The sequence below is a fragment of the Shewanella sp. ISS20 genome (assembly GCF_056522965.1).
The window spans coordinates 2389685-2402341 of record NZ_JAWRZK010000001.1 but is presented as its reverse complement, the minus strand read 5'-3'; the positions used below and the strand labels follow the sequence as shown (position 1 = coordinate 2402341).

13 protein-coding genes and 1 tRNA gene are annotated in these 12657 nt (G+C 45.0%); 5 read left to right on the top strand and 9 right to left on the bottom strand.

What is annotated here, in order from left to right; all coding sequences use genetic code 11:
• Positions 1-53 precede the first annotated feature (53 nt).
• Positions 54-401 carry a hypothetical protein gene (locus tag AC1HDP_RS10965; protein ID WP_140933751.1) on the top strand — a complete coding sequence of 116 codons (348 nt, stop codon included), beginning with the start codon at positions 54-56 and terminating at the stop codon, positions 399-401.
• A 62-nt stretch (positions 402-463) separates the two neighbouring features.
• Positions 464-1123 carry a thiopurine S-methyltransferase gene (locus tag AC1HDP_RS10960; protein WP_479638802.1) on the top strand — a complete coding sequence of 220 codons (660 nt, stop codon included), beginning with the start codon at positions 464-466 and terminating at the stop codon, positions 1121-1123.
• Positions 1124-1208: 85 nt separating this feature from the next.
• On the opposite strand, the gene AC1HDP_RS10955 is transcribed toward AC1HDP_RS10960, so the two are convergent.
• The 3 genes from AC1HDP_RS10955 to AC1HDP_RS10945 form a co-directional block, all read right to left on the bottom strand.
• Positions 1209-2288, bottom strand: a complete 1080-nt coding sequence (locus tag AC1HDP_RS10955) for a porin (protein WP_479638801.1) — start codon at positions 2286-2288, stop codon at positions 1209-1211.
• Positions 2289-2472: 184 nt separating this feature from the next.
• Positions 2473-3504 carry a porin gene (locus AC1HDP_RS10950; RefSeq protein WP_479638800.1) on the bottom strand — a complete coding sequence of 344 codons (1032 nt, stop codon included), beginning with the start codon at positions 3502-3504 and terminating at the stop codon, positions 2473-2475.
• 329 nt (positions 3505-3833) lie between these two features.
• Entirely contained in the window at positions 3834-4877 is a 1044-nt protein-coding gene (locus tag AC1HDP_RS10945) for a porin (protein ID WP_479638799.1), read from the bottom strand.
• Positions 4878-5319: 442 nt separating this feature from the next.
• On the opposite strand from AC1HDP_RS10945, the gene tcdA reads away from it, so the two are divergent.
• Complete coding sequence (tcdA, locus tag AC1HDP_RS10940) at positions 5320-6117, top strand: tRNA cyclic N6-threonylcarbamoyladenosine(37) synthase TcdA (protein ID WP_479639873.1); 798 nt, start codon at positions 5320-5322, stop codon at positions 6115-6117.
• Between the two features lie 11 nt (positions 6118-6128).
• Here tcdA and AC1HDP_RS10935 read toward each other — a convergent pair whose 3' ends face one another.
• Positions 6129-7715: a sensor histidine kinase gene (locus AC1HDP_RS10935; protein ID WP_479638798.1), complete on the bottom strand. Its 1587-nt coding sequence runs from the start codon at positions 7713-7715 to the stop codon at positions 6129-6131.
• A gap of 165 nt (positions 7716-7880) precedes the next feature.
• On the opposite strand from AC1HDP_RS10935, the gene AC1HDP_RS10930 reads away from it, so the two are divergent.
• The gene (locus AC1HDP_RS10930; RefSeq protein WP_479638797.1) at positions 7881-8492 is read left to right on the top strand and encodes a superinfection exclusion B family protein; all 612 of its coding nucleotides are present in this window, start codon (positions 7881-7883) and stop codon (positions 8490-8492) included.
• A 106-nt stretch (positions 8493-8598) separates the two neighbouring features.
• Here the strand turns inward: AC1HDP_RS10930 and AC1HDP_RS10925 are convergent, their stop codons facing one another.
• Positions 8599-8733, bottom strand: a complete 135-nt coding sequence (locus AC1HDP_RS10925) for a DUF3149 domain-containing protein (protein WP_479638796.1) — start codon at positions 8731-8733, stop codon at positions 8599-8601.
• 283 nt (positions 8734-9016) lie between these two features.
• Between AC1HDP_RS10925 and AC1HDP_RS10920 the strand changes: the two genes are divergently transcribed.
• A tRNA-Leu gene (locus tag AC1HDP_RS10920) sits at positions 9017-9102 on the top strand.
• A gap of 122 nt (positions 9103-9224) precedes the next feature.
• Here AC1HDP_RS10920 and AC1HDP_RS10915 read toward each other — a convergent pair.
• The 4 genes from AC1HDP_RS10915 to AC1HDP_RS10900 all read right to left on the bottom strand — a co-directional run bounded on the left by AC1HDP_RS10915 (position 9225) and on the right by AC1HDP_RS10900 (position 12453).
• Positions 9225-9566, bottom strand: a complete 342-nt coding sequence (locus tag AC1HDP_RS10915; protein ID WP_479638795.1) for a YegP family protein — start codon at positions 9564-9566, stop codon at positions 9225-9227.
• A 119-nt stretch (positions 9567-9685) separates the two neighbouring features.
• Entirely contained in the window at positions 9686-10090 is a 405-nt protein-coding gene (locus AC1HDP_RS10910) for a DUF2787 family protein (RefSeq protein ID WP_479638794.1), read from the bottom strand.
• An 82-nt stretch (positions 10091-10172) separates the two neighbouring features.
• The gene (locus AC1HDP_RS10905; RefSeq protein WP_479638793.1) at positions 10173-10661 is read right to left on the bottom strand and encodes a hypothetical protein; all 489 of its coding nucleotides are present in this window, start codon (positions 10659-10661) and stop codon (positions 10173-10175) included.
• A gap of 22 nt (positions 10662-10683) precedes the next feature.
• Positions 10684-12453 (bottom strand): AAA family ATPase, encoded by a 1770-nt coding sequence (locus tag AC1HDP_RS10900; protein ID WP_479638792.1) that lies wholly within the window; start codon positions 12451-12453, stop codon positions 10684-10686.
• Positions 12454-12657: the final 204 nt, after the last annotated feature.

Here is a 12657-nt window from a genome sequence, read left to right as displayed (position 1 = left end):
AATGTTACTGGGTGATGAGCAAGCTTAATGACTCATCGCTAAAGGAGAGGCTAATGGCCGCCGATCACAAAGCACAATTAATTCCTCTGTTTGAATTTGCGCGTCAACGTATTATTCAATCCATGGAACTGCGTCAGTGCCCCCATGCTGGATTTTATAATCCTGTGGATGATGCCTGTACTTTTTGCCATCAGGGCATGGAGTGCGTGTGGATGAATCACAATGATAAATTGGTGTCATTAGAACAAAAGAGCGTGAGCGAATTACGCCAGCAATTACTGATAGCCGTGGATTATATTGACTCTAATTTAACGCCTTACCATTTATCACGCCGCCAATGTCAGTGTGAAAATTGCCTGTGGTTAAAGAAGGTTCAAGCAGTATTAGCTGAAACCGAATAAGCACTTTACTTTAGATGAGCTTATCTTCAACATTGTGGTCTGCAATTTGAGGAGATAAGTTTATGGACGCGGCTTTTTGGCATGAGCGTTGGCACAATCGCCAAATAGGGTTTCATCAGGCTGAAATCAATCCCTTGCTGCAACGCTACTGGCCTCGATTAGCCTTAGCGGCTAGCGGTAAGGTCTTAGTGCCTTTGTGCGGTAAAAGCATAGATATGCTGTATTTAGCTGAGCTTGGCCATAATGTCATGGGTTGTGAGCTCAGTGAGGTTGCAGTAACTGAGTTCTTTACTGAAAATCAACTCGATTACACTCAGCACACTCAGGCACAGCACCAAGTCTTTAGCTGCGATCAAATTCAGTTATGGCATGGCGATTTCTTTACGCTGCCTACTGCTGTAAGTCATGACTGCAGCGCCTTTTACGATAGGGCCGCCATGATAGCTATGCCGGAAACCATGCGCGCGGCCTATGCCGAGCGTTTGGCAATGAGCGTGGCGGCTAACACCCAAGGCTTATTAATTACCTTAGATTATCCTCAAGCTATGCTGTCTGGCCCTCCCTTTGCGGTCAGTGATACTTGGCTTAACACGCATCTCAGTGCTTACTTTGACATTGAATTACTTGAATCAAGTGATGCGCTTGCCGATAACCCTAAGTTTGTCAAAAACCAAGTGCCTTGGCTGACAGAGAATGCTTATCTGCTCACCCGTAAAGCTTGATGGCGAGACAATTAGCGTTATTAATAAAGAACCACTAATAAATAAGCCGCTCATTGAGCGGCTTATTGCTGCTTAACATAACGCGTTAGAAGTAATATCTCAGCCCCAAGGTATAAACGTTCTCAGTGCCGACATCTTGGTCGACGTCGTTAAGATTATAGTCAGTTTTGTAATTGGCCCAGAAAGCATAAAAGATAGCGGCTTGCGAGGCATGATAATTGGCGCCTAAGGTCAGTTGCTCGACTTGCACATCACTAATATTGCTATTTAATGCCACTATGCCTTGAAAATAATCCCCAAGCCCAGATTGATCTTGGCCGTACATAGCTTTTAAGTTCACGCCATCGAGATTGAGTTTATTAAGATTATATTGGGCGGTGACGTAATACATGTTGCCGTCGATATTGCGCAAGCTTATGTGCTCAGAATTTTGAAAAATTGCCCCAAGTTTTAAGTCATTAAAGCGCACCTGCGCGGCGCCGCGATAGCCCTTAAAATCTTCAATATCTTTACTATAGGCTGCTGACACAAAGTACAAGGTACTTTGTAGATCGGGATCGCCTAAAGTGGTGGCCACTGAAAAGGGATAATCTGAAGTGGAATTATCATCATTCATTAATACTGTGCCGCTGACTGCAAATTGCTGCGAGCCAAAGCTTGGGGATACATAGTTCACGCTATTGCTTTGTCTATCTTCCCCTGGCATTAATTGCGCCATCCAAGCGTTAGTATTATCAAACACATCAACATTACCTTCGGCATTATAAAACGCGGTATCGGTGCGGCCAAAGGTGAAAGTGCCCCAAGTAGTATCAAAGCCTAAAAAGGTATTGCGGCTTGAAATGGGATCTTCAACCCCAGCGATATTACCGTCTTGCACTGAGACTTCAATCTGATAGATAACACTAAAATCATCCGTTAATTTCTCTACCCCTTTAAAGCCAACATAAGACCAGTTATTTTCTAAGAAGGTGCCGCTCTCGGGGTTAACCACGACATCGCGCCCATTGCCATTGGGATTAGGATTGATTGCTCGGCCTTGGTCTGTATGGGCCAGCGCCAACTCTAAGCTGCCATAGATGGTAGGGCCGCTGGCGCTTGCTTCCACACTTAAGGTGGCAAGTGCCAATGCTGACAGAGATAACACTTGTTTGATTTGCTTCATATTCACTCTCTCCAGTGCATTCATTATGCGCGCGTGTAGCGCTAAATTATGCTAAGCCCAAAGCTTCTAATGGCCGTTACACATGGCTTGGCACTGGCAAAGTGTAGTCAAGAATCCTTATTTTTCATTGTGTAAAAACAAAAAAGCGGCCTAGGCCGCTTTGGATAAGAGCACGAGTCTCTTTTTAGAAATCGTAACGTAAACCAACAGTCACTACGTTGTCGTCTTTCAGTTCAGTGTTCTTGTTGAGCAGCTTGTAGTCACCTTCGTAGTAAGCGTAGTGACCAAAGACTAAGGTTGATTTGCTCAGACGGTAATCAGCACCAACTGTGTAGCTGTTAACGTTAACGTCGGTGGTGTTAGCACCAACAACACCGGTATTCTTAAAGTAGAGACCTAAGCCTGATTCGTCTTTAGCGTATTCAGCTTTCAGGTTAACACCATTGAGGTTGTAAGCTATATTGACTAAATAGCTGTTACCTTCCATGTTGGATTCGCCTGTTTTTTGGCTTTCTGATTTTTGGAACAAACCACCAATCTTAACGTCGGCCAATTTTACTTGAGCCACACCACGCCACGCTTCAATGCCACTAATGCCATCGTTGTAGGCTGCCGCGACATAATAGTTTTGAGCCTTAAGAGCACTATCACCTAAAGTAGCGCTTAATGCGTACTGAGTGTCACGAGTGTCAGCTTGGTTATCTGCTACTAGATAAGTCGCATTTAAGGTAATTAAATCAGCGATTTTAGGTGAGTAGTACCAAATACCGTCAGCGCTACGGGTTTGGCCTGCCACTAAACGGTCTATATCGGCGTTAGTATTACCAAATAAATCGACGCCGCCTTCAGCTTGCTTAAATACTGTGTCGTTACGACCCACTAACGCAGTACCGTAGTCAGTTTTTAAACCTAAGAAAGTATTACGGGCTTTAAATGGGTTGTTGCCGCCTTCGATGGTGGTGTTTTCTACTTGGAATTCCATCTGGTAGATAACATCAACGCCGTCAAACAGCTTCTCGTTACCATTTACGCCTAATAATGAGAAGTTATTCTCTAAGACAGTGCCTTCTTTACCATTTTGGGTAGTAGCACCTGTATCTGAGTTAGTCACAGATAAATCTAAGCGACCATAGAAATTAGGACCATCGGCCATGGCGGCAGCTGATGACAGTGCCAGTAACGAGGCGATAGTAGCGGAAATAACTGTGTGCTTCATGTATTGCTCCCTAAAACATCCGTAGGTTTGTTAGTTATTTGAATCCTTAATTGCTGCCGATATCCTAATCGGTAACAAATTACCTACTATTCTCACAGTTTTGTTTTGGTGAAATTGTGTGTTAGTTCAAACTTTTAGCTATTTATCACTAAAGTTGAATTAATCTTAATCATTTAGGCGTCTTTTTGGGCAGGTGATTTTTTGCGCAGCGAGTGCGATGCTTTGATGGCACTTGCCCCCTAGGGCAGAGGTTGAATATTTATCTATGTCCATAAAAAAAGCGGCTCAAGGCCGCTTTTTTACAGGTTTAGACGGGCGATTAAGCCGTCTTAGAAGTCGTAACGCACGCCCACAGATAACACGCTGTCATCTAAATCGGTAGTGGCACGGCCAGTCGCCTTAAGATCACCACTGTAGTGAGCAAATTGACCGTACACTAAGGTTGACTTAGCTAAACGGTAATCCGCACCCACGCTGATATTGGTCAGGCTAACGTCAGAAACTGTTGAAAGGAATCCTTTGCTATCAGTTTGATCTGCCGCTAGGTTCTTCACTAAGCCACCTAAACCACTGTCATCTTGACCAAATTGCACTTTCAGGTTCACGCCATTTAGGTTGTAAGCCGCGTTAACAAAGTAAGTGTTACCTTCAAGATTGCTATAAGTTTGGCTGCGAGTATTTTGGAATAAAGCGCCAAACTTGAAGTCATTACACTTAACTTGACCTACCACGCGGTAAGCTTCGATGTTCTCGATACCGTCCATATAGGCAGCAGCGACATAGTAGTTATGAGCCTTCAGGCCTTTATCACCTACAGTGGCACCTAAGGCATATTGGGCCTTGCTGGTTTCGTGGTTATCAGCCATTAAGTAAGTGGCATCAAAGGTGACTAAGTCAGCAAACTTAGGTGAGTAATACCAGATACCATCGGCAACACGGCCTTGGCCAGCCACTAAGCGGTCGATGTCAGCATTGGTGTTGCCGAACATATCAACATTGCCTTCAGACTGTTTGAATACTGGATCGCTACGGCCAATTAATACTGTGCCGTGTGAGGTTTTTAAACCTAAGAAAGTGTTACGAGCTTTGAATGGGGTTTTGCTGCCTTCAAGGCCAGTGTTCTCTACCTGAAATTCCATTTGATAGATGATATCAAAGCCGGTAGCGATAGTTTCGCTGCCTTTCAGACCGATATGAGAGAAGTTGTTTTCTAATACAGTACCGCTTTTTTTGTTTTGGGTAGTGTAGCCATCATCAGCATTGGTCAATGCTAAGTCTAAACGACCATAAAAGCTTGGCTCAGCAGCAAAGGCTGAAGTAGAGGTTAAGGCTAAAGCCGCGATGATAGATGAAGAAATTAATTTGCGTTGCATCTGTTGCTCCCAAAAATCCATAGGATTGTTTTTGTTTTTCAATTAGATGTTGACTCGCAGTCGTATCTGATTGACTTGTCGTGCGCGGGAGTCTGCCTACATTTATGGCTGAAATATGTGATCTAACTCTCTGTCGATGTTGAGGTGGCGCTATATTGAACAGGATTTTACTTATGCAAAACAATTGAGTGTTATTTATTTACTTAATTCATTCATAACTTATTCATTAATTACTTTTCCTATCAGCATATACGGCTGATATGGCTGACATTAAAACTGTTATTTAAGTATTCCCCCTTAAAAAAATCGGATGGTTTGCGCTAGTGGTGAGCTCTGCTAAAATATCGCCTTAATTTTTGCGCCCTCACGCGCGTCCATATTTTCGTTGAGCTGAGTGGTTAAGCCGCTCATTCATTGCAATCCATAGGTGAAATACATGACATTGTCAGCAGGCTATCTTAATCGCTTTGGCGGTATCGGCCGTTTATATGGTGCGAATGCACTAGAGCGCTTTGCCGCGAGTCAGGTATTAGTCATAGGCATTGGCGGCGTGGGGACCTGGGTGGCAGAAGCCCTAGCGCGCAGCGGTATCGGTCATATTAGCTTGATGGATCTTGATGATATCTGCGTGACTAATACTAACCGTCAAATTCATGCATTAGCCTCAACGGTTGGCCAATCAAAAGTGGAAGTGATGGCGCAGCGTATTCTTGAGATTAATCCAGAATGCCAAGTTACTCAGATTGAAGACTTTTTAAGTAGCGATAATTTGGCCGAATATTTACCGACCGATGCCACTAAGCCTGCTTATGTGGTGGATTGTATCGATGCGGTCAAACCCAAAGCGGCGTTAATAGCTTGGTGTAAGCGTCATAAAATTAAGCTTATTACTATAGGTGGCGCTGGTGGCCAAAAAGATCCGACTCAAATTCAGATTGTTGATTTAGCGCGAACGATTCAAGATCCACTGTTAGCCAAGGTGCGTAATATTTTACGGCGCGAATATAACTTCAGTAAAAATGTTGACCGTAAGTTTGGCGTCGACGCTGTGTTTTCCACTGAGCATTTAACTTATCCAGGTCAAGATGGCCAAGTCTGTCACTCTAAACCTGAACAAGGTGGCAGTATGCGCATGGATTGCAGCTCAGGTTTTGGTGCTGTCACTGTGGTCACCGGTACCTTTGCTTTTGTGGCAGTGAGTCGAGTGCTAACTAAATTAGCCGCGGCGGCTAATGCATAAGTGCCGGGCTACTAATCAAAAAACTCAATATCCCCAGAGTAATAGTATTCCGCCGGTATAGTTAAGGTGAAACAAGCGCCAATTGAGCCAGTGCTATAACTCAATTGTCCTTGAAGCTGAGTGGCAGCGTTAAAGGCTGCCGACAAACCTAAGCCAGTATTGCCGGCGCTGCGGCGCGTGGTGTAGAAGGGCTCAAATATTTTACTCTGCTCGATAGCGGATACGCCGGCGCCATTATCTTCAACCGTCACAATTAATTGCGACGCTTCAGTTTGGGCGCTGACAATCAGCTGATTGTCGCGTCCAGCACTAAAGGCGTGGCAATAGCTATTAGTCATAAGATTGCTGATGATTTGGCTTAATAAATTCTGATCGGTAGTAACATGCAGTGACGCATCGATACGCAGCGTTACTTTGACATCAAAGTCGGCAAACTTGCTGTTTACCGCCTGCTCAATTTCTTCCACCACTTGCCATAGGTTTTTACTGTAGCGCGATTCAATGCATTGCTGCGCCGCCACAGTTTTAAAACGCTGGATTAATTCCCCCGCCTTAGTGACATTGTTAATGATGAGCCTGCTGGCTAAATCGCATTCTTGCAATCTATCGGTAATGTCATCCATGCTGGTGCTGGGCAAGGGCAGTAAGGTTTCTATTTGTTGTAAAGATTCTTGCTGACTACTGGCCGCCGTTAAACACACGCCAATTGGGGTATTAATCTCATGCGCCACCCCTGTGACTAAACCGCTTAAGGCCGCCATTTTTTCCTGCTCAACCATGATGCGCTGGGTATGGCTTAACAGTAATAACGACTGTTCCACTTCCTTGGTTTGCTCTTTTATCTGCTTTCTTAGTTCATCTTTATAAGCCAATTCGTTTTGTAATAACTGATTGCGTTCATTAAACACTTCTTCTAAGGTCTGTTTCGATTGCAATAATTGCGCATAAGAATGGCGCAAATATTGCTGAATTTTATTGATAGCCGCTGCTACTTTATTGAAATCAGAATGCCGGCTGACATCGGCGAACACTAAGGCTGGCAGCTTGTCATCGTTCATCAGTTGGTCGCAATACTGGCTTAACTGGCGCAAATGGCGGCTGACAAAATGCCACAGTAAAAACAACGCCATCATCCCCACTAACAAGGTTTGTAAGCTACTGAGTATTAAAGTGGATAAGGCTAAATGGATAAAGGGTTGTTGGTTAAAATGACTCGAGGATTGCAGCATTAACTCGGCCTTACCGGCATTAATGGCTTGGTTCACTTGAAACAAGCGCGCATTGATAGCACCCGCCTGATAGTCGTGCTCACCAAGCTTAATACTGGCGGCGCCCACTTGTGGCATAGCTGTGATGATGGCTAATGTGTGCTCGATTTGTGCGCTAGTCTGTAACTGATTGGATTGAGATAGCTGCTTTGCGAGTTGCTGACTGAGTTGGGTAAGTTGCTGCTGTTGATGCTGTTCATGTTCATGATAAAAGAAGGCCAGCTGTAAGCCTGAAATAATTAACACTGAAAGTAAGCAAGCGAGCATGATGCCAAGCCAGATGCGCTTATCTTTTTTTGAGCCATTAAATTGCTTTAAAAATATCCACATAGCCGCGAAAGGTTTTCCTTAACCTCAGACAATAGACTAATCATAGTCGCCGATAGTGAGCTCTGCTGAGTGAGTCGGTATCAATTTAGCCATATCTTGGCATTTATATTGCTAGATTTGGCTGTAAGTAGCGGTAAGTCAATTCTCTGGCGGTGGATACTAGCAATGTATAAAAATATAGTTAACTCATTCAAACATAAAGGATCGCAAGAGCATCTGGTGACTGTCATGTTATGGTTACTGTTAGCCTCAACCGCCTTACTTATTATGCCAGTGTCCTTGCTGGAATGGCTACGAGTGGCCGATGTGGTGGCGGCTTACGATCATTTTATTGGTTTAGTCATGCTGATTGCCGCAGCCTATTTTGTTAGCCGTATCATGAGTTTTTTGACGGATGAAGCCATAAGCTTATTAAAAGATAAGCGCTTAGGTGAAACCATAGAGCAAAAAGTGGCCGTGCTCGATTTGGCTGAACGCGCAGTGCTACGCGAGTTTTTTTTACAAGCAAAGAGCGTGTTAACTTTGCCCATCAATGATATGGCGGTAAAGGGTCTTGCTAATAGCGGCATATTGCAATGTGTGGGCAATGAGCATCATTACGCAATTCATGGGCCGACCGCTGATTATCGCATCGCCCTTAAAGCACGCAGTTACTTAAATCGTAAAATATTGCGCCTGCCAGCGGGGGAGCCGAATCCTGAAGAGATGCAGTTATTATTGCGCACTCGCCCAGCCTTTATGAATCAACTGGTGCAAAACCGTAAGCATGTTGCTTAAGGCGCTAATAATTAACGGACTGAAACTTAAAGTTAATACTGAAGCCATTAGCACTCAAAGCGTTAGCGCCTATCGATTCAATAATAGGCGCTAAAGGCTATGCTGCTTAAGCCGTAGGATCGGCTGATTTTTTAACTATCATCCAGCCAAGATAACTGATGATGGTGAGTGTGCTAAAAATCACTAGCATAGACAGTAAACCAATCGCGTTGCCAAACATCAAATCCATCCAAAAAGCCATAAAGTCACCTCCATCATCCGTAATAGTGGCAATCCTAAATGACTTATGGCGCAAGCATAATGATCTTGATCAAATGTTTCGCAATTGTTGCGCTGTGGTGTTTTTAACTGGCGCTGAGAGTGATTGCTGCGAACATTCACGCAAGTGAGGGGGTGCTAATAGCCGCTTTGCTGCAAAAGTGCGCACTTGCATCATTGAGTGAAAACAGAGGCTTGTCATTGGCCATAGGCTATGTATAATGCCTGACATTCGCAGTGACACAGTGATTGCGAAACATGTAGATGCCAGTGTGGTGAAATCGGTAGACACAGGGGATTCAAAATCCCCCGCCCTTAAAGCGTGCCAGTTCGAGTCTGGCCACTGGTACCATCTAAATGACCGACATTAAGTCGGTTTTTTTGTATCTAAAATTCAGTCATGTTAGATACTTATAGATATGTAACCTGCCTATCAGAGGCACTCTGTATCCATCTAGTCTTCACCCTACTGGCTTAATTTTCTGATGTCAGATCTTTAATGGTGGTTGCCTTTCCATTCTCCATCACCGACTTTATTCCGTTATCCCTTGCTGCGACACTGGAATACAATTGGCTAGTTCCAATGATCTGGTGGTTTGCTGCTTTCAGATTGAAATACGGCTTATCGTTTTTCGCGACTTCTTTGGCATATCGGGCTTCAATAGGGGAGTTGGTTTGAACGGATTCGATACCATTCATGGCACCACTCTTACCTGTGTAGAGCTCACTGGTGAAGATGATCTCTCCATTCCCCGCCTTAAGTACAAACTTGAATTGATCATTACTGCTTTTACTTAACTCATACCATCCAGACATAGGGTTACTCCTTCTTCATTAATGCTGGGCACCAGCAAATGAAAACCATTGCTTGCCAGTGCCTCAGTTTAGCCCATATTGACGAACGTGATATGACATCCTAGGGCTGATATTGAGGGTCAATCGCTCGACAAATTGACATTAAAAACGTCTAACTCCTGCCAATAGCATAAAAAGTTTTGTTCCCATATTGGGTAAAACTCTGCAGCCGCTTCGATAACCAATAAGCCGCTAATGGATTGAAATACGCCGCTGCTAAAGTCAAAGTCGAGCTCTTTCACTAACTCCCATTGTCCCATTTGACCGACATAGCAAAAGTCGGTGATGTAGCATAAGTGCCACTGGTCCGTGCGCTTCTCTAATCTGATTTCCACAGGATGAAATCCACCTGTTTGTGGGCTGTAATCAGGATCTCGAAAGTTAATGGTGACAGCGTTGCTATCAATGTTTTTCACCAGTTCGGCCAGCGCTATGGCAAAGGCTTGAGAAACGGGTAAAGGTAAATTGGTATTGATGATGCGCATATTGGTTTCCTTTGCACTAATGCCGCACAGGGGGAGTGCAAGCTCCCCTGCCAGCATTGATGTAGTGTGGTGATATAGATTGTTACTTACTGGCTTTGGCAGCAGGTTTATCGGTAGTTATTGCGGGTTTCTCGGTGCTGGTTTTCTGACCTATTTTGGGCGCATTGGCGAGTAGCTGCTCGTCTAACTCGCCTTTTTCCACGGCATCAATGACCACCTTAATGACGTCTGGTAGTTTGGTTTTTTCACCTACATCAATTGCAGGGCAACCTTTTTGCAGTTCGACGGGTTTGTTATTAATCCGCACTTCTAAGTAGTAGTGCTCGTTGCTGTCATAGAACCAAGGACGGACGATATAGCGGCGGCGTACTTTCTTGCGCTCACCAGTCTCGGCATCCTTAACCGAACGCTCTTTGTAGGCTTCAAACTCTCGCCCCTCAATCATGCATTCGGCCAGTGCAAGTTGCTGGTCTAGCTTATCGAGTAGCTTCATCCTTTTGCCTAGCACGGGTGGCTTAGGGGCAATTTCGGGGCGAGCGATTACCTTGAGAGAACTCAATACAGTCGTCATGGTGTGTTTCCTTTGGTGGGTGTTAGCGGATAAATCCGATACGGGGTTGCCCTTGTTTGCGGCTGTTCTCGGCGGTGAGTAGCGCAAGGGCGGTGGCGCGGTGGTCGCGCTTTGGTTCAAAGCGTTGGTGTCTTGCCAAGATGGCAAAGTCCCCGGGCGTTAATTGGTTTAGGGTGTTTAGGGTTGATATTTCGATATGGGTAAGCCGTCTAATCCCAAAGATCTGTCGATAAAGCCCTTGGCGCTGGTCACTCGTTAAATAGTCACACTCTAATTTGAAGTCAAAGCGGCGCATCACAGCGCTATCAATACAGGCAAGTGCATTGGTTGCCGCGAACACTGGCATGGTATTGCACTCAAGCTGTGAAAGCAGTTCATTCACGAGCTGCACTTCATGTAATGCTTGTGCGCTATCGCGTTTGCTGAGCAAGCTGTCGACTTCATCGATGAGCATCAGCTTTTGCTGTCTGTGAGCTTCTCTGAAGAGCCTAGCGATGTTCTGCTCACTGTCACCGACATACTTACTGAGTACGTCAGAGCATTTGATGTGCATTAGCTTAAAGCCGTGAGTTTCAGCTAAGTGATGTACCCATGCCGTCTTACCTGTACCAGGGGGGCCACTGAGCAGCACCCTAATCGGCATGATCTGCTTAACGGCATGGTTAATCGATGCCAGTATCTCCGCAGTGTCACTAATAACGGTATCTTTGCTGGACTTGAAGTTGACCATGTTGCTATCAAACACCAGTTCTCCTTGATACTTTTGCGGTGGTGCTTCTTCTCCACATGCCTCTAGGGTGGCATCAATCACCTCATCAATAATGGCTTCAGCCTTAGTTCCTTTTAGCTTGAGCGTCATTGCTACATGGGCGGCATTACCGACCATTGCGGGAGTGATATTTGGCCGCTCTGCCAAGAGTAGGTGGTAGTCCTGTGACACCTTAAGCGGTGTGAGTAAGTGCTCATTGATGGCATAGGCAAAGGGTTCATCGGGTACAGGGACTTCCATTACTAACTTGAAGCGGCGAATAAAGCTGGGTTCTAACAAGCCAACATGGTTGGTAGTCCAAATGGCAGGGACAGGGTTTTGCTCTAACGCCTGCATCAATTGTTCTTTGGAATACTGTTCATCGGCTTGCACAAATAACGCCTCACACTCATCGACCAGTAACAAGCTGTCATCGCTGTTAGCCAGTAAACCTTGTAACAAGCTCAGGTGAACAAGGCGTATGCTGGTTGCCTTCTCCATACTGTTATCGCTTCGGTATCGTTTTTCAATTAACTGCTGGCTTTGGACTTCCAGTAGATTGCGCTTAATTGTCTTTGCCAGTGTCCGTGCCAGCTCTGTTTTACCTGTCCCCGCTTTGCCATAGAGCAGGATATTGATGCCTACAGAGGGTTGCTTGATGATGGCCGCAAGGTAGTTGGCCAGTAAGTCAGTGTTCACATGCCCAAATTGCGATAGGTTAAATTGTGCCTCTGGGCTTTTGCTGAGCATAGGGGCTAAGAAGTCGACCGCGCTCGTTAACTTCTGCGACACTAAAATGGATACCAGTACGCTCGGGAACAGCAATCGGTAAGGTGCATCCAAGGTTGCTTCAGCAATCAGTTGATAGCGCTCAAACACCGCTAACTGCGACAGAATGACCTCTAAATCGAGCGTTGTTTTACCTAGCAGCATTCGCTCAAGTACACCAACGTCACTATCTAGGAGCAATTCGGTTAACCCCTTGAGTCCGGCGTTGGCATTCATGACAATGAGAAACTCAACGACAGGTTGCATCTGTGGCATTAAGCCAAACAGCTGACAAAGAAACTGCGCATTATGGTTAACAAGCTCGCTGTTAAGCGGTGCTCGGTCTTTGCTTGGTAGCTTGAGTAACGCATCCTCTAAGCTAAAGCACAAAATGGTTCAATCTGCTCACCAGTGATAGTTCTTAGTATCGAGGATGTCACCTCTTCATCGGCAGTAATAACTGCAAAAATCAATGCTTCA